The sequence below is a fragment of the Nitrosomonas aestuarii genome (assembly GCF_003046585.1).
GTDB lineage: Bacteria > Pseudomonadota > Gammaproteobacteria > Burkholderiales > Nitrosomonadaceae > Nitrosomonas > Nitrosomonas aestuarii.
The window spans coordinates 216,598-233,751 of record NZ_QAAE01000004.1; the positions used below are offsets into that span (position 1 = coordinate 216,598).

Annotated in this window: 15 protein-coding genes; 7 read left to right on the forward strand and 8 right to left on the reverse strand. The window is 45.9% G+C overall.

Annotated features, from left to right (window positions below; genetic code table 11):
- The 6 genes from C8R11_RS05530 to C8R11_RS05555 are packed head-to-tail and all read right to left on the reverse strand — an operon-like array spanning position 1 to position 9,380.
- Positions 1 to 1,209 carry a type III PLP-dependent enzyme gene (locus C8R11_RS05530; protein ID WP_107794820.1) on the reverse strand — a complete coding sequence of 403 codons (1,209 nt, stop codon included), beginning with the start codon at positions 1,207 to 1,209 and terminating at the stop codon, positions 1 to 3.
- Positions 1,206 to 3,041 carry an IucA/IucC family protein gene (locus C8R11_RS05535; protein WP_107794821.1) on the reverse strand — a complete coding sequence of 612 codons (1,836 nt, stop codon included), beginning with the start codon at positions 3,039 to 3,041 and terminating at the stop codon, positions 1,206 to 1,208. Before C8R11_RS05535 ends, C8R11_RS05530 begins: the two co-directional genes overlap by 4 nt.
- 21 nt (positions 3,042 to 3,062) lie before the next feature.
- The gene (locus C8R11_RS05540) at positions 3,063 to 4,235 is read right to left on the reverse strand and encodes an MFS transporter (protein ID WP_107794822.1); all 1,173 of its coding nucleotides are present in this window, start codon (positions 4,233 to 4,235) and stop codon (positions 3,063 to 3,065) included.
- Positions 4,232 to 6,079: an IucA/IucC family protein gene (locus C8R11_RS05545; RefSeq protein WP_219908545.1), complete on the reverse strand. Its 1,848-nt coding sequence runs from the start codon at positions 6,077 to 6,079 to the stop codon at positions 4,232 to 4,234. Before C8R11_RS05545 ends, C8R11_RS05540 begins: the two co-directional genes overlap by 4 nt.
- The gene (locus tag C8R11_RS05550) at positions 6,076 to 7,284 is read right to left on the reverse strand and encodes an ATP-grasp domain-containing protein (RefSeq protein WP_107794823.1); all 1,209 of its coding nucleotides are present in this window, start codon (positions 7,282 to 7,284) and stop codon (positions 6,076 to 6,078) included. The genes C8R11_RS05545 and C8R11_RS05550 overlap by 4 nt, the downstream gene beginning before the upstream one ends.
- A gap of 14 nt (positions 7,285 to 7,298) precedes the next feature.
- Positions 7,299 to 9,380, reverse strand: a complete 2,082-nt coding sequence (locus C8R11_RS05555; RefSeq protein WP_244907556.1) for a TonB-dependent receptor family protein — start codon at positions 9,378 to 9,380, stop codon at positions 7,299 to 7,301.
- A gap of 828 nt (positions 9,381 to 10,208) precedes the next feature.
- Here C8R11_RS05555 and C8R11_RS05565 point away from each other — a divergent pair.
- The 3 genes from C8R11_RS05565 (at position 10,209) to C8R11_RS05575 (ending at position 13,596) form a co-directional block, all read left to right on the forward strand.
- Positions 10,209 to 11,675, forward strand: a complete 1,467-nt coding sequence (locus C8R11_RS05565; RefSeq protein ID WP_107794826.1) for an amidohydrolase family protein — start codon at positions 10,209 to 10,211, stop codon at positions 11,673 to 11,675.
- A gap of 113 nt (positions 11,676 to 11,788) precedes the next feature.
- Positions 11,789 to 12,526, forward strand: a complete 738-nt coding sequence (locus C8R11_RS05570) for a TetR/AcrR family transcriptional regulator (RefSeq protein WP_181258168.1) — start codon at positions 11,789 to 11,791, stop codon at positions 12,524 to 12,526.
- A 2-nt stretch (positions 12,527 to 12,528) separates the two neighbouring features.
- Entirely contained in the window at positions 12,529 to 13,596 is a 1,068-nt protein-coding gene (locus tag C8R11_RS05575) for a metal-dependent hydrolase (RefSeq protein ID WP_107794827.1), read from the forward strand.
- Positions 13,597 to 13,625: 29 nt separating this feature from the next.
- On the opposite strand, the gene holB is transcribed toward C8R11_RS05575, so the two are convergent.
- Positions 13,626 to 14,714, reverse strand: coding sequence for a DNA polymerase III subunit delta' (gene holB / locus C8R11_RS05580; RefSeq protein WP_107794828.1), 1,089 nt, complete (start codon positions 14,712 to 14,714; stop codon positions 13,626 to 13,628).
- Positions 14,707 to 15,342: a dTMP kinase gene (gene tmk, locus C8R11_RS05585; protein ID WP_107794829.1), complete on the reverse strand. Its 636-nt coding sequence runs from the start codon at positions 15,340 to 15,342 to the stop codon at positions 14,707 to 14,709. The genes holB and tmk overlap by 8 nt, the downstream gene beginning before the upstream one ends.
- A gap of 87 nt (positions 15,343 to 15,429) precedes the next feature.
- On the opposite strand from tmk, the gene ampD reads away from it, so the two are divergent.
- The 4 genes from ampD (at position 15,430) to C8R11_RS16105 (ending at position 17,063) form a co-directional block, all read left to right on the forward strand.
- Positions 15,430 to 16,014, forward strand: a complete 585-nt coding sequence (gene ampD, locus C8R11_RS05590) for a 1,6-anhydro-N-acetylmuramyl-L-alanine amidase AmpD (RefSeq protein ID WP_181258169.1) — start codon at positions 15,430 to 15,432, stop codon at positions 16,012 to 16,014.
- Between the two features lie 8 nt (positions 16,015 to 16,022).
- The gene (locus tag C8R11_RS05595; RefSeq protein ID WP_107794830.1) at positions 16,023 to 16,301 is read left to right on the forward strand and encodes a hypothetical protein; all 279 of its coding nucleotides are present in this window, start codon (positions 16,023 to 16,025) and stop codon (positions 16,299 to 16,301) included.
- Between the two features lie 451 nt (positions 16,302 to 16,752).
- Complete coding sequence (locus tag C8R11_RS16100) at positions 16,753 to 16,917, forward strand: hypothetical protein (protein ID WP_181258170.1); 165 nt, start codon at positions 16,753 to 16,755, stop codon at positions 16,915 to 16,917.
- Positions 16,911 to 17,063, forward strand: coding sequence for a hypothetical protein (locus C8R11_RS16105; protein ID WP_181258171.1), 153 nt, complete (start codon positions 16,911 to 16,913; stop codon positions 17,061 to 17,063). Before C8R11_RS16100 ends, C8R11_RS16105 begins: the two co-directional genes overlap by 7 nt.
- Positions 17,064 to 17,154 lie beyond the last annotated feature (91 nt).

Sequence of the window (17,154 nt, forward strand, 5' to 3'; positions counted from 1 at the left end):
TTACTCCACAGGCAAGTACCATTTCATCGGGTATGGATGTCGCAAAAAATCATGGTGGGAAATATTCCAGGCATATGCACCTGCATAAGGAAATACCAGCAAATCTCCACAGCATACCGATTTAACTGGGGCATCGAATGCCAACAAATCTTTCGGTGTACATAATTGACCCACAATACTTACCTTTTCATTTGAAATTTTTGGCCGCGTATAGGTATGGGACCATGCATGGACTGGTAACACATGGAATGGGTGGCTATGGCCCTGTGCATAGGGCGTACGGAAATGATGCGTACCACCTCTGCCGATCAGAAAATTCTTGCCATAACTGTGCTTGATATCGATGACCTGCATCACATAGTAGCCGCATGCCGCAGTAATATAACGTCCCAATTCAAATCGAATATCAACCCCGGATAACACATCATTGTCTAACAATGTTGCCAATCCGGTGCTGAAAGTCTCCCAGTCAAATTGCTGCTCAGGCTGCCGGTAATTGATGCCGATACCACCACCAACATTGACATGATCAATGTTCAAATCATATTCGTCGCACCATTGGCGCACCTGTAACTGATAGGTTTCCAGTAATTTCAAATGAGCTTGGGCATTTAACTGGTGTGATAGCAAATGAAAATGAAAACCACGCAATTGAATTTCAGGATGAACCCGCAACCAACTCAGACATTCTTTTAACTGCTGGATATGAATTCCAAACGGCGTGGGTTTCCCGCCCATAATCAAGCTGGATTTCACCAGATTGTCAACCGGCAAGTTGACGCGCAACAGTATCGCCGCCACCTGGCCAACCCGCTGTGCAATCTCGGCCAGTCGCTGTAATTCGTTAAAACTTTCGATATGCAAACACTCAACGTTATATTCAATCGCGCTACTGAGTTCCCGATCTAGCTTGCCTGGTCCGCTAAAGACTACCGGAATATCGGCAAAATGTTCACGCACCCAGTCCAGTTCGCCGCCAGACGAAACCTCAAAGCCATTTACCAGTGGCGCCAATGTCTTTAAAACAGGCAAATCGGAGTTTGCTTTTATTGCATAGAACAACTTGCAATTATCCGGCAATGTATTAACAAGTCCGATCACATGTTGGCGTAAGGCTTTCAAGTCATATACATAGGCACATATTGGCTCATCGGCTTTGTCTTCTGCATCTCGAATACTTGCAAAAACCTCCGACAATCTCAACTTCACACGCAACCCTCCATTAAAGAGCCTAATGGATTATTGACCGGCAAGTAGTCAAACGCACGATCTGGTCGCTTAAAAAAACGGTTGATCAAATTAGCTTTGCCTGGAAATGGTTCACCACTCAGTAATGCATTGACGCGGCGTGCTGAGACGCTGTCGCCGTAATGTCTTTGATAAGCATACAAATGATGACGCACCACCGACCATAAACGATTCTGCATTGCCGGCTTTCCTGTACTGAGTTGGTTGATTGCTTCACATAAATTATTGACAAACAGGCAATAGCAGACCCGTTTCCATCCCTGATCACCGCTGTACCAAAGTGCTTCACGTGCACGTGAGCTGATGGTCTCCAGTTGCTTTTCGTCATAACGTTCTTGCACCAGCTTGACACCCTCAAAATCCCGTAAAAAGATCTGTCTCGGTTCTCCCTCAATCAGTCCAATCAGTACATTTTGCAAGTGCGGCTCAAAGATGATGCCATGTGCAAAATAACAATAAAGGACCGGATACATGATTTCAGCAACATAGCTTGAGAACCATTGCTCAGCCGCTGCCTCAAAGGACATATCGTTCCGTTGTCTCATATCCGTGAGCAATTCATGAAGACGGGCTTCACCATAGACATGGTTACCGAATAAAGCACCTGCTAACAGCGGTGTTACACCGGGTAACGCGACTTGATTAAAATTCTGTCGCAGAATCATACCAAACCCTTCAGTCACTTCCTTATCCTGCTGAGAATTACCTGATTCCAAGTCTATTGAAATAAATGCCGGCTCCTCAAGTATCTGGATATTCGGAAATTCTCGCCTCAAACCGGGCATCAAGGTACGCATGACCTCAGTTATTTTTACGGCACCCTCAAGTTCATAAACTGCGTTCTTGCGCACGCAGTTGGTAATCCGAATATTCAAGGAACATTTATAAAAATATGGGTTTTCAGGGTTAAACAACGTTCGGATCGACGAAGTAGGATAATAATGCTCGCCTTGTTGTCCCACATTACGAATATAACCATCCCGGATAGCCGTTTTAACACTGGGATGAGTGAGCAGATAACGCGCCTGCCATGGATGAGTTGGGATCAGAGCAAACTCATCGTTTCGAATAATACTGTCAGGTGCCTGTGCCGCAATTATCTCATCACATGTTTCAGAAATCACTGACCTTTGCATTATAAATTCCCGCCGCACTGCAAAATAATGTAACGGAAAGCTCGCACCCATTTCCGGGGAATATCGCCGCATATCTTTATCGGTTACGCCCTGGCGACTTTTGGGCGCAGGATGAAAGGGATGCCCATAAACCAGCGACTGCTCGGATTCAATGAATGCCAGCAAGGATTGCTGCGAAAAAGATCGTGGATTGAATGTGCTCAATATGGCGGCTGTCACGGCAACGCTGTCATGTATCTGTTGCATCAATTCTTTGTTTAAAGGTACGCTATATTTCAATGACAGCTCATTTAACAAAAACCCCACAAGCATCTGCCAATCCAACACGATCCAGGGTTTTCCGAAAGACTTATGATAAAATGGAGATTGATAGCGAAAGTTGCCAGTAGTCGAAGCGCCACTGACCACCGTTAACAGGCGATTCCCGGTAAATGGCAGGTAAATATGTAGAATACGGCCACCGCTACGTTGTAAAGCCAAACGTACAGACGCCGGATTATCATTCTGACTGAACAAAGGCCCTACGTTTAAATGTCCATCTGGACCTGCCACCTCACGACAGTAACAATTTAACAGCGTTTCCATGGTGCGTCGGCCTGCTTCTTGTTGCGCTATCACATCAGAATCGATAACTTCTGCCAAGTTATTTAAGTGCATGACTTCTCCTATTAATTATTACTATGAATCACTTAGCCGCTCCCGGCATAATGTCAATCCAGCCAGATGACAACCGGCAATAAACATAATCAAAGCACCGATAAAGAAAGGCGCCTTCATATCAATAGCCTGTACAGCAACACCCGCTACTAAACCGGCAGCAACTGCTCCCCACTTAGAATTGCTTTCGAACCATCCGAACGTACGTCCGGCATTGTCACAGCGCACAATGCCTACAATCAAAACATGCAAACCGATAAACCCCAACGTCATACTGAATCCCATTAAGATACGCCAGGCCATTACCGAAAATAATGAAGGAAACAACGCTTGACCGAACAGGGATAAAGCAAACAGAAAATAGGAGACAGACAGCATGCGCACCGGCTCGTATTGCCATCGATTTCGACTTAACGGAATTGCAATCAATAAATAAACAAGGTGTGGGAGTCCGAACAATAAACCAGCTACTGCTGGCATATCTGATTCAGTACTCATCTGAATAAAAGGTACAAAATAAGGAAAAGTAATGACAGTAGCAAAAATGAATGCAAACTGCAGCAGGTATAATTCTGTCGGCGTTACTTCGGGCGCTTTGCTTTTACTCTGTAAGGTCGGAACCGATTCCGGTTGCACAGAATAATTCGGCAGCAAGACAATACAAACAGCGGCAATTAGCGGCAACAAAGCCAGATAACGGTATAACTCCAGCGGGGAATCAATCATAATGAACAGACCCAACCCAACTGGCGCAATAACGAGTGCCGCACGGGCAGACCACTGCATTAATGTCAGGCTGTTGGCAAGCAGCGCGCCATTGACTACTGTTGCCAAATAAGCGTTAGATGCGGCAAAAGTTCCACCAAGCAGTCCCTGTAAGGACAATGCAACAAAAAACACCCAAGTGTTAGGAGCAAATCCTGCCAGCAAAAAGCTGCCCGCCAGCCCGATCTGAGCACGTAGCAACAGCGGTTTTTTACCATACCTGTCCGCCAGCTTCCCCCACCAGGGACTGCTTATTGCTGCAAAAAATGTCGGCACGACGTAAAACCAGCCAGCCAGATAAACTTCTTCACTGTGTAATGATTTATCCAGTATCAATGCAAAATAAGGTGGCATACCAAGTGCCGCAAAGGCCGCGACAAAGTGGCAAATCATAATTGTAGTAACAATATGACGCTGATTTTTATTCATATCACCCTCAAAAAATTGGGTGAGCTCATACCATAAAATTTGTTAACATCATTTGCACCTGTCTCGTTTTTCTCCGCCAGCGTAGCCGCGGTCAGCAAGTATTTTATATAGAGTCGATCATTCTTCAGCAGCAGTTGACGGGCGAATGAAACATCTTCACCTTCCGCCATCAATTCTTTCAGCACAACATCAATTCGCCGCCTGACCTGAGAATACAAAGTATTGACGGACAAACCAAGAATAGGTCCGATACCCTCTACCAGCACGGCAATATTGAGCTGCAAGGTAATGGTCGCAAACATCTGCCCAAGCGGCAATGTGTCAGAAACAATAATGCGCCGATCCTGCAGGTTGGCCACATGCGTTGCCAAATATGGCCAACGCATGGTCAGATAGTCAAAATGAATACGCGCCGCATCGTTGTCTTTCAAGAGCAAACGCAAGCGTGGACTTTCCTGACTCAAGACAACAACCGAATTCTGCTGATTCGACTCCAGCGCAATCCCATAGCGTAGCCAGAGTAATAAATGGAAACGCAGTGTAAGTTCAAGGTAATCATTCCAGAATAATTCCAGATTCCCGTCATAATATTTCTCTGCTGCCTCCTCAATCACCGTTTTGCCGGCAGGTGTTTTCGCCAGTAGCGCGGCCACCGGAATAAGCGTGCTGTTACTCAGGCTTTCGACTGGATAACGACGGAGGATATAACCCAAAAACATCTGATGATCCGCGTGTCCGCCACAATCTTCCTCAGTCAGCACCAGACGGTTAGCAACCGACGGCTCACTGGCTGCAATACCGGAAAGTAAAGACTGGATGCAATGTCCATCATGAATCGTACTCGGCTTAATGGTACGAATGTTTTTTGCACCCAGAGTGCGGATAGTCAACGGCAATTTTAGATGCCATTCCGGCATATCAAGCAGTATTACCGTGCGTACAGATAAAGTAGGCGCGACCGTAAGATAAGGCTTAGGCGCTCGAATGACGTTAGGTATTGCAGCCGCACTTAGTAGATCTTCAAGTTGATATTCCCACACGAATGGATGGACCGGAATAAGGTCGTGCGTATCTGCCAGCGCAGCAGGCAAGCCGATGGTATCAAATGAAGGCCATAATTGTGGCAAAACTTGTTTGTTAAATTCGCTTGGATAAAAAAATGCGTTTGGTACTGCCAGCCAATGGATCAGAAACTTATTCTGGAATTCCGGGCTGTAAGCAGCAAGCGATTTAAAATCAAACCCTGGTTTGGCACGTGCAGTCGGATAAAAGGGATGATCAAGAAATGCGCCAAGCCGATCGTAGTGTATCAGACGGGATGCCCAACTCGGCAACTCAGCGCCCGTTACTTTACCATTCAGTGCGTTGTATTCATTAAACCAGCGCTCACGCTCATTTTCGCAGATCTGTCGATGTTCCACAGCTAGTTTACATTCTTCTGCAAATACTTTAAAAGCTGACACAGCAGCCGGACCCAAGCCTTGAGAAAAGCACGCAATAAGGTCATCCAGCGTATACATCTCCTCAACTTTATTATCTTTCTGCCATAACAATGGCAATCCGACTCCACGCCAACGTTGCATAAACGTGGTTTGAGCTACTGGAATCCATATATTTCCATCACCGAAATGACTGATTTTGAGCCACTGATGATATCCTTTCAGGTGCATGCCCCACTTTGTCGACAGCGCATCACCCGGCATTACTTCCGCCTGATCAATACAGTCCCGAACATTTTCACGCAACAAAGTATCCACCACACGTTGATAAATATACTGCGCATGATCGGCGTGCTCATGCATCACAGGAAATTCATTTGTCTCGCCATACATGATTGCCTTCATGAGTCGATTTCCCATACCAATTGCTCGCCGATACGGCTCATTTCCTGACACAAGTACTGAGCATCTAAGCCCGTACCGCGTAAAACACCGAGATAGTCCTTATTAGAGTTTGTCAAATTGATCATATCTCCAATCGCACGCAGTGGTTTGAAGGTGATCTGAATATCTTCGACTTGTTGAAAAAATGGCTCAGGCGCATAAAGAAGGCGGCCACCAGAACTTGCGGTAAAATAACGAATCAAAGCCGCACCTGGTGAAAAATTCATATGTGGAAGCGACTCCCCAAGATAAAGCCTCAGAACAAGTTCAAATAATGGAATATCAAGCGCATCCTGCAGCATAAATTCGCGATAATCACCGATATTGCGATAATTAATCTCAATTAAACGGGGGCCTGCACCTGTCATGACGAATTCTGTGTGACAAGCGCCAAAACCAATACCGAAGTTGCGAATAATGTTTAACACCTCGGTTTCCTGTTCCACAGTGAGTCCAGTCCCCCAGCTTGCTTCCAGTTCGATAAAATGAGGCGGTGGTGACAATTTCACCTGAAAACCACCCAGCACATGAAGCCTTTCATTATCACCAAGCGTTTCCAGCGTATAAAGCGGGCCCTCAATGTACTCCTCAATGAGCAATGATTGGCCCGGATGAATATTCCAGGCCGCAGCACATTGCGTCTTGAGTTCAGTCCGGTAATAAATGAGACTCACTTGTTGACTGGCAACGCCTTCGCATGGCTTGGTAATGCATGGAAACGGAATACTGTCCAAAATTTGCTCAAGTTCCGTCTTATTGGATACCACTGCGTACCAAAGTCCATCAATCCCTCGGCGCTGTAGTTCGGCGCGCATTTCCGCTTTATGTTTAGCGCGATATGTAACATGCCAGTTTTTGCAAGGTAAACCGAAATAATCTGCAGCAATCGCGGTACTTGTCTGCAAGTGATCACTGTTAGAAAAAATAGCTGCTGGTTTCTGGGGGCGGCGTGTAACCGCTTCGATTACAGCAAGCGGATTGAACACGTCACAGCTAAAAATTGCTGCAGGGTAAGCTGATAACGTGGATTGACTGAAATATTCTCGATGCGCTTCTGCGTTATCGGTCAGCAGCACTACAGACAATCCAAGGCGTTGCGCTGCCGGTATAAATCCGGTATTAACGGAATCAGTTATTACATGAGTTAAAATAATTATCTCTCGCATGACAACTGCTCCTTTTAAAAATCAAGTTGGGCTGTGAATAATAATGTTCGTCCTGGCGCAGGCATACGGCCTCGACTAAAATCAACACCTCTGAAAAAATAGTGATGATTGAACATGTTATTGATCGCCAGACCCGCTTTGATTTTTCTTTTATCCCAGCGAAAATTACGGGTTATTTGTGCATTCCATACCCAGAACGATGGAATTCTCCCGATGGAACCTTCTTCATTTTCGATCAGCGTATTAGCGCCATCGCTAAATGACTTGCTTTGATAAAGACCATTCAGGTTCCAGTTCCAGTCTGCGCGACTATAATTAGCCCAGAAGTTAAGCTGGTGATGTGCTGCCAAAGGAAGTTCATTGCCTTTAAATTGACCTGAACGCTGTTCCGTATCAATATAGGTGTAACCCGTTCTGAGATCGAGCCCGTCAATCTGTTTCGGTTGCCACGTAAATTCAGTTTCAATACCTTGATGGCGAGATTTTCCAAGATTTCGAAAACCCACATCCTGACTTACAAATTCCAGTTTGTTGTCAAAATCTATGCGAAAGGCAGCAAGATTGACGCCAATGTTTTGAAGCGGAGTCAAACGAAGCCCCACCTCAAAATTATCTGCCCGTTCGGCAGCCTGGGCTCCTCCAAATGTGATCTGTGTAAACTGTACCGGACGCAGCGATTCATGAAAGTTGCCAAATAAAAATATGGCATCAGTGATCTGATAACCAACATCGACCCCCGGCAACCAGTCTTTGGTTGGATTGCTCTCTTTAGAACCGGTTTGATTATTACGAAAATCCAGATACACCTGCTCGCGGCGGACGCCTGGCGTGATCTTCAACTTGTCATCGAAAAGAAAAAACGTATCGCTAATATAAGCAGCAAAAGCATGATTACCAAAACGCCAGTCACGTGCAACGCTAAATTCATTTGTCAATAAATCACGCGCATCAACAATGTAATCAACCTCTTCACGCATATAACGTGCGCCGATAGAAATTTTTTGCTTAATTCCCTTGTTGATATAAAAAGAAAGCCGCGGTTCACTACCATACACTAAAAATTCCCTTGGCGAGGATCGTTCCAGTGTAGACGTCTCATCCGCATTCAGAGCATCACCAAAGAAGAACTGTCGGTCACTGCGATGCGCAAAATTTGTCCAGCTGAATTCAGCACCATTATCAAAGTACTGGTTATAAATCAAACTCCCTCTCAAAGTATCCCCTGTAAATCGATCTAACGGGCGAGTGGACTGGTGGCGATCTTGTTTATATGATTCGGGTGTTAATGCACCGGGCAAATTATTCTTGGTTTTATAATATTGTAGACTGCCTTTGATATCGATATTGTTAGCGGGATACCAGTTTACATCAGCCATGATATTGGTAACCTGCGTATCGGAGTGTGCTCGTATCGAGTCGCCGTTAATAAAATTACCCTGTAATTGCAGTCCGAGTTTATCGTTAACGAAACCACCCACACGAATATAGCTGTCCGCCAGCATGCGTTCAGTGGAAGGCGACAAAGAGAGTGTTTCTCGTATAGTCATTGTTTTCTTTGCCGGAATTCGCTTTGTTACAAAATTAATAACGCCGCCAACGTTATTAGGGCCATAATGAACGGCAACACCGCCTCTCGCCACATCGATGCTTTCTATAGCATTCATCGTTAGCGGAAACAACGACAGGCCGGTTTGCCCATAAGGCGCAAGCGTAACAGGTATCCCATCAACCAGAATCAACGCCTGTTCGCTTCGTAACGGGCTGAGCCCGCGTATCCCTATATTAGGTAAAATTCCTGTACCACTTTCATCAAAAACTCGCACACCCGGCACATTGCGTAACGCATCTTCCACAGTACGTGCACCAGATTCCGTCAGTTCCTTGTTGGTAATTACAGTTCGCGCTCCCGGATGACTCTTCACTGTTTCCGGTGTTGGATAACCCAGCCAGTCAGATTTGATAGTCAGCTCTTTAAATGTAGTAACCGATTGATCTTGTTGCTGCGCCTGCACCAGACCAGAAATAAAGAGCAACAGGTAAGACACAACAATCGATTTAATGGCAACATACATTACCCATTGGAGACTTCTCCGCACTTTTTTCTCCTAAATAAACGGACCAATATTAAAAATTTATGGCTGGCTTCCTGCCCAGGAAATGGGTGCGGTGGCTGGCTGCTGTGAATTTTTTCTGAGTAATTATTAAAATCTCACTTTCTATCTGTAACTTGAAAAAATATTATTGAAAGCGGATTTTTGAATTTAATTCGTTCTAAATTTGTACATTGAACAAACATAGCAACAAGAATGTATTCGGTTTATTGCTTTAACTAAATCTCAACTAAAAGAGGCGAAGTCTTCAACACCGCCTCAAATATACAAATTAAACATCAAAAACGGACCACTACCGACTCATAAAACCGGCAGGTTCGTCCAGATGAAGCCAACCATAATTATTTAGCGTGCTCAGCACACAGTTTTCTCACATTACGGTGGTTATACCAATATCAGTCTTTGATTGGCTACAAGTTAATAACAATAATAATAATGATAATGATTGTTATTTGCTTTGTCCATTAAAAAATATATTCCTGATGCCTGATTAATGAAAAATTCAAAGACATAATGAAAACGCCATAAATGCTGCACCTCAATAAGCATCCAGCACAAGTCATTTATCACAAAGCTCGCAGGCTGACATCATCAGTCTCTCGACAACAACAAATGTTGCGCTTCGTGCCTGAATTACCGCGCTATTATGCTGTAGCCCCTTGTATGTTAGACTCTGCAAAACACACACTTTATTCTCATAGTTATTGATCAAGCCAGCAAGATCAATTGTGACCACATTACTCGGCCAGTCCTTTAACAACCCTCAACCAAGCCGTGTAAATTTTTCCTTTATTTAATAAATTGAGGTGTATTATGGATTTTGACCCGGAAGGCAAACGACTGCCCATCAAGATTGATACTGCGACCAATGCTGAATATTGTCCGCAACCACTCACAGTAACTGAACAGGCGGCTAATCACGCCGCGCATCAGGTTGTAGACCAGGCGGCCAAAGCCACTCGCAAAAGCCGGAGGACGTTCTTGAAAACGCTGGCCGGCTCTGCTGCCACTTTACTTGCATTCAATCAGGTTTTTGCGCGCTCCGGCCAAACAGGCGGGTATTTCTCAGTTGCCCAAGAGGCGGCGTACGATTCGTCGGTTGCGTACGCCAGTATTGGCGGTGATGAGTTTATTTTCGATATTCAGAATCATTGTGTCGACCCTTCCGAAAAATGGACTCAGGGTAAATCCGGACAACGCTGGACCACCGTACTTAACCAAGTATTTAGTCAGCGGCGTAAATGTGCAGGAGATCAATTTGACTGCTACTCGGCTGAACAAATGATCAAAGAAGTGTTTCTGGACAGCGACACGGATGTCTGCGTGGTATCCGCGCTCTGGGGCGGACGCGACAGTAATCCGACGCCGATTGATTATGCAGCCGAAGCGCGCCAGCTTGCCGCTGCAAGCGGCGCAAAGCATCGTATTCTCATTCAGGGCGGCGTGATGCCAAATGAACCGGGTGGACTCGAGTTCATGGAAACGCAGGCAAAAGATTATGGTGTTGCGGCATGGAAGATTTACCCGCAGTGGGGTCCCAACGGATCGGGATATTTTATGGACGACCCCGATTACGGAATACCCATGATTGAGAAAGCGCGTGATCTCGACGTAAAAATAATCTGCGCGCATCGTGGCCTGCCGTTAGGCGGCATGGCCTATCAATACTCACACCCTGCCGACATTGCCCGCGCGGCACGGCTATATCCAGACGTCACCTTTATATGCTATCACTCCGGTTTTGAAGCAGGCGTGGATGAAGGTCCCTATCGTCCGGATACGGCACAAGGGGTCGACCGTCTCATCAAGGCGCATCAGGAAAATGGCTTTGGTCCCAATAAAGGCAATCTCTACGCGGAGCTTGGAAGCGTATGGCGTTATTTCATGAGCAAACCGGACCAGGCCGCTCATCTGCTGGGAAAACTGATCCAATACTTTGGTGCAGAACGTATCTGCTGGGGCACGGATGCGCTTTGGTATGGCAGTCCACAGGACCAAATTCAGGCCTTTCGCAGTTTTCAGATCAGCGAATCGTTTCAGGAACAGTATGGTTATCCAGCCATTACCCCTCGCATGCGCCAACGGATTTTTGGCCAGAATGCCGCTAAAGTCTATGGATTGGATGTACCGCAAATGCAGAAAACGCTGCGCAGTGACAACATCTCCAAACTTAAAACAGTTTACAGTGAAGTCAGCAACCCCAGTTTCGAAACTTTTGGGCCAAAAACCCGGCGCGAATTTCTCAGTATCGTATCCGCACATCACGGCAGGCCCGGATGACAACATATAATTGAGCGCAAAGGAAATTCTACTACATAAGGCGCAGCGCTTATAAGGTATATGCTATAGTCTCAGACAGTGAAGATATCATCCTTTCTCAGGAGGAAAAAATCATGACGGATTATCTTGACGTCCGTGAAGCGATCGTTGACAAAGCGGTTGCCATTGCAGAGCGCTCATGCTGGGAAGCAGTGCGGCTTTTTGATATAGCCACTGAACTCAATATTACGCTCAATGACATACGCTTGCATTTTCGTGAAAAAGAAGATTTAATCGATGCTTGGTTTGACCGTGCCGATGCTTGCATGCTTGAGGTTTCTGAACAAAGCGGCTTTCTGTCTTTAGACCCGAGTGCGCGCCTGCAAAAATTAGTCATGGCCTGGCTTGATGCAATGGCCGCACATCGCAAGGTAACCCGGCAAATGATCGGCGCCAAATTGGAACCCGGTCATATCCATATCCAGATTCCCGCAATAATGCGCGTCAGCCGTACCGTGCAATGGATGCGTGAAGCAGCACAGCGAGATGCGGCTTTTTTGCGCCGCGCTTTGGAAGAAACAGCGTTGACCACGCTGTATCTGGCAACGTTTACCCACTGGATGTTTGATGAATCCACCAATTCACACCGTACTCGCACTTTTCTGGAGCAGAATCTGCAACTGGCCGAAATGCTGGATCATGCCGTATATGGCAGTACACACACTCGAAGCGGCGGCGAATCTGGAACAAAACCCGCAGGTGAAACCAAGCTCATTCCCAAAATGACTGCTGCCCATATGGATGCTTCTAAGTCTACATCCATCCGCTCAGCAGAATCTGTTGCAGCAGAAACACAAACAAAGCCTGACTAAAAATGGATCCGCTCACGCATGCGTTGAGCGGCGCACTGCTCGCCAGAGCCGCTGCTGCCTCAAATTCATCACAGTGTAGCGGACTGGCCGGATCATCCCGTTTACCGTTACGCTGGCAGGTTGCTACCGGATTTGCCGCTGCAGCTTTTCCTGACCTGGACTTTGCCCTGCGGCTGCTGGATACACTGACTTATTTAAACTGGCATCAGGGTCCGACACACTCGTTGATCATGCTACCGCTATGGGCATGGTTACTCGCATACCTGTTTTCACGGTTTTTTCGTGGTTGTTATGCATGGCGGGAATTTTATCTGCCCGCCTGTCTGGGGTTAACCATTCATATTGCCGGTGATTTAATCACTTCATACGGACTCATGTTGTTTGCCCCACTTTCAACCGAGCGCTATGCGCTGCCACTGGCATTTGTTATTGATCCCTGGCTCAGCCTGATCATTATTGCAGGGCTGTCAGCTTCATGGTTTTGTCCCGACAAACGCGCTGCCGCGATTACCGCATTGATCGGGTTAACAGGTTATGTTTTATTTTTATGGACTTTACACACGCAAGCAACCAGCATCGCAAAGCATCATGCTAAAACGCTGCCACATGCACGCATCAGTGTCTTGCCACAACCCCTGTCACCTTTTCACTGGAAAGTCATCATCCGAGAAGGTGAAAGCTACCACATCGCGCTTGTCGATCTCAGAAAAAACGACAATCATCGTTCAAACTTCCCAGATAAATGGCCTTTATCAAAAATGGCTGCAGCTTATCGTCCTGTTTCGGAAAATAACTGGCAGATATATCAACAATTTGGAGAAAACCCGGTGCAACACGCAGCTATCCGAAATGCATGGCTGCATCCGGCATTTGAGCCTTTCAGGGAATTTTCCAAATACCCTGCTCTTGACCGTATTGATCATTCGGATAACAGGCTTTGCTATTGGTTTTACGATATGCGTTTTAAATTCCCGGAACTGCCGCCCTCTTTTCTGTTTGGAATATGTCGCCACGATAATGCATCAGATTGGGAGATGCTGCGCCACCGGGGATTGTTTTACATTGATTGATCTGGCGCAAAAACCACTTTCACTTCGAGTCAAACAAAATCAGGCGTACAGGATGATGAAACGATTAATTTCCCATAATTAATCAGAATTTCTTCCAGAAACAACCGGCCGTTGACAGGATGCCGGGATAATGGCTGGCGGACGTTCAAAAAATTTATAAATGCAAGGCATGCCTGCTGACTAATCTGTTGACACATTGCACCAATACGCCCCGCTAAATGAGGATGATAGCGCACTTTCCCGGTTGCCTGACAACTTGCCAGGTCATAACACCATTTCTGCAGCCAATCAACTGTCATCGTTAAATCCTGATTCTGCAATAACTCAGCCAACGCCAGTGGATCAAACTGTTGAACTGCGCTGATTTGCTCTATAAATTGCTGATGCTGTTTTATATTTTCCTGAAATGACAAGGCTGATAACGGCGCATAACCGGCCATTGCCAACAAAGCGGGCATGTTTTGTGCCGCATTGCTGTCATTGGCTTGTTGCTTGAGCCAGCGCACAGCTGTATCCGCATCAGGTATAGGCATATTGATTTGCTGGCAACGGCTTCTGACGGTCGCCAACAAACGTCGTGGCTGGTGCGACACCAGAATAAAGAAAGTTTTTTCAGGCGGTTCTTCGAGTTTTTTTAATAAAGCATTAGCAGCGGCGGCATTCATGGCTTCCGCCGGATAAATCAACACGATTTTGTAACCGTCCTGGTGACCTGACAAATACACCAGGTCATTCAGCTTGCGGATCTGATCAACACCGATTTGCTGACCCGGTTTTTTTTTTGTTTTATCACTGACAGTCGGACCATCAGCCTCTTCGCGCGCTGAATTATCCACGTATTCGGTGTGATTACCCAAGGCTGCGGACAATGCCTGCGGTATAACCAGCGCAAAATTTGGATGTGTGTGTTGCTCAAACCAACCACAACTTGCGCATTTATCGCAAGCGGCATTGTCCACATCTGGTTGCATACATAGTAGCGATTTAGCCAGAAAACGGGCAAATGTGAATTTACCGATGCCTTTTTTACCTTTCAGCAATAAAGCATGGCAACGAAACTCGTGATTACGCATTAATTTTTGCCCTACTTCCTGTTGCCAGGCAAACAGCTTATCCATCGGTTATTACGTCAATTAATTTTTCCAGTGCCTGTTCCACTGCAGCGCTGACAGCGGTAACAGATTGACGCGCATCAATGACCTGAATACGCGCTGGAAACTGATTCGCGCGTCTGAGATAGGCAACACGCACGCGTTGAAAAAAATTCTTCTGTTCCTGTTCAAAACGATCCGGTGTTTTCACCGAACTGACACGCTGCTGGCCCAGTTCAACAGGCACGTCAAAATACAACGTCAAATCCGGTTGTAAGGTATCCTGTACCCATTGCTCCAGTAACGCGAGCTTTTCCCAATTCAACCCCCTGCCCCCACCCTGGTAGGCAAAACTGGCATCGGTAAAACGATCGGAAATAACCCAGCTTCCATCATTCAACGCCGGAACAATGACTTTATCGAGATGTTCGCGCCGCGCTGCAAACATCAGCAGAGCTTCTGTTTCAGCATGCATTGTAACTGACTTGTCAAGCAGCACTGTACGCAGTTGCTCACCCAGTGGTGTACCGCCCGGTTCCCGGGTCACCACAACCGGCAATCCTTTCTGCTGCAATAATGCAGCCAATAAATCAAGTTGCGTTGATTTGCCTGCGCCGTCAATGCCTTCAAGTGTGATGAATTTACCGGATTTCATGATCGTGATTATAGAGAAAATATGTTGTTATCAGGTATCATTCAATCAGACACACATAATTTCACACTGATTAATTTGAACAATTCCATGAAAATTGATTCCGGCGGCCGCCTTCATCACTCCGACGATGGCTTTCAATTTATCCCTTCCCCCAATTATGATGACCGTCCTGAGGGAGTCGAAATCACCTTGCTGGTCATACACAGCATCAGCCTGCCACCTGGTGAATTTGAAGGTAATGGTATCATTGATCTTTTCACCAACCAACTCAATCAACAGGCACATTCCTATTACGCAACTATCGCCGGATTAAAAGTATCCAGTCATTTCTTAATCCGCCGTGATGGCGAAATCATTCAGTTCGTACCCTGCCAGCGCCGCGCCTGGCACGCCGGCGTATCAAACTGGAACAACAAAGAACGGTGCAATGATTTTTCTTTGGGTATTGAACTTGAAGGCAGCGACACTACACCTTTCACCGATGCACAATATAGTACATTAACTGCGCTGACCCAGTGTTTACGCAAACACTATCCCATTACCGACATTGCCGGACATGCGGATATTGCACCAGGACGCAAAACTGATCCGGGCCCGTACTTTGACTGGGCGCGCTACCGTTCATCCTTGCAGAAACAACATCGGGATCAGATATTTGACAGACGTGAATAAGCACTGCAATGATTGCGGGGCAAATAGGCACTGACACAGGCCAGCACGTTTCAATTTTGTGTCTTACTCAGCGAGAACGGGCCCGGAAGAATCAGAATCATCCAGAAAATCTACATAATCGCGATGAAGCAGCGCCGTGCACATTACTCGCCAATCTACATCATCTGAAACTCCATGAAATTGCGCTTACCGAACGTGAAAAAAGGCAGCACCGGTTTATGGACACTGTTAAGGAAACTTTTCCTGAACTGACAGAACGATGGGGTTGTCGGAAAACAGCTTTATAGCGCCGCCATCTACAAATTCCCCACCGCGTTTTTATGATCTCGCGCGCGAACGGATAGACCGGCTGTCAGACATAAAGCGCTGCATTGCAGAAAGCTTGTTCAATCCGCTAAACAATGACTGCAACCAAGCAAGCATAAAGCGTTGACGGAAGATAAACGGGAAACTTTCTATCTGTTAATGCTGACACAAGCAGCACCCATGCAAAATGAAGCCGATTTCTAAATGCAACTACTGGTCAACTTGTTGCAATACTATTATCAACAATTTTTTTATTAGCCCGCCACTGAATGTATAAACCCATTCAAAGCACATTTACCAACAGATTATTTTAATTGATTTCGGCTTAATCAATCTCTGGACACAACTTGATCTCATCGACTTATTGAAAAAGTGCGGCGACATATAAACTGCCGAAGCGATGGCGCAACCTGTCTGCTTCTCAAATCATAGTTGCCTATACACCTCCAACAAGACAATATCAGTGATGCATTAAACCTGTATCAAGCTTCGCTCAAAACACGCGAACAAATTCTCAACAACTATGGACAAAGCGAGCAACGGCTGCACGCTTTTCCCCAATTTGCACAGGCGATTATCAAGGAACATGAATGCTGATAAAAGTTGCGGTAGAATGCCTTAAGGGACTTAATGAAGAATATCTGGATGTACAATTATTGGCATTCCAGAAATACTTTACGGCTTTTAAAACCAAACTGCATGCAATTGATCACGCTGGTCAATCCATGCAGAATAATACTTAACAGGCTGGCCTTCAGTCATTCAAAATCTGCTTGCAACAATTATGTCGCCCGTTTTTGCCTTGCATCGGCTGCTTCGAAAATATTTTTCAAC

What these genes read in the sequence shown, in the direction of transcription:
- C8R11_RS05550 (WP_107794823.1), bottom strand. Translation starts at nt 7,284, where the DNA reads ATGCGAGAGATAATTATTTTAACTCATGTAATAACTGATTCCGTTAAT.
- C8R11_RS05545 (WP_219908545.1), bottom strand. Translation starts at nt 6,079, where the DNA reads ATGAAGGCAATCATGTATGGCGAGACAAATGAATTTCCTGTGATGCAT.
- C8R11_RS05595 (WP_107794830.1), top strand. Translation starts at nt 16,023, where the DNA reads ATGATTGCGGGGCAAATAGGCACTGACACAGGCCAGCACGTTTCAATT.
- holB (WP_107794828.1), bottom strand. Translation starts at nt 14,714, where the DNA reads ATGGATAAGCTGTTTGCCTGGCAACAGGAAGTAGGGCAAAAATTAATG.
- C8R11_RS05570 (WP_181258168.1), top strand. Translation starts at nt 11,789, where the DNA reads ATGACGGATTATCTTGACGTCCGTGAAGCGATCGTTGACAAAGCGGTT.
- C8R11_RS05565 (WP_107794826.1), top strand. Translation starts at nt 10,209, where the DNA reads ATGGATTTTGACCCGGAAGGCAAACGACTGCCCATCAAGATTGATACT.
- C8R11_RS05535 (WP_107794821.1), bottom strand. Translation starts at nt 3,041, where the DNA reads ATGCACTTAAATAACTTGGCAGAAGTTATCGATTCTGATGTGATAGCG.
- ampD (WP_181258169.1), top strand. Translation starts at nt 15,430, where the DNA reads ATGAAAATTGATTCCGGCGGCCGCCTTCATCACTCCGACGATGGCTTT.
- tmk (WP_107794829.1), bottom strand. Translation starts at nt 15,342, where the DNA reads ATGAAATCCGGTAAATTCATCACACTTGAAGGCATTGACGGCGCAGGC.
- C8R11_RS05575 (WP_107794827.1), top strand. Translation starts at nt 12,529, where the DNA reads ATGGATCCGCTCACGCATGCGTTGAGCGGCGCACTGCTCGCCAGAGCC.
- C8R11_RS05540 (WP_107794822.1), bottom strand. Translation starts at nt 4,235, where the DNA reads ATGAATAAAAATCAGCGTCATATTGTTACTACAATTATGATTTGCCAC.
- C8R11_RS16105 (WP_181258171.1), top strand. Translation starts at nt 16,911, where the DNA reads ATGCTGATAAAAGTTGCGGTAGAATGCCTTAAGGGACTTAATGAAGAA.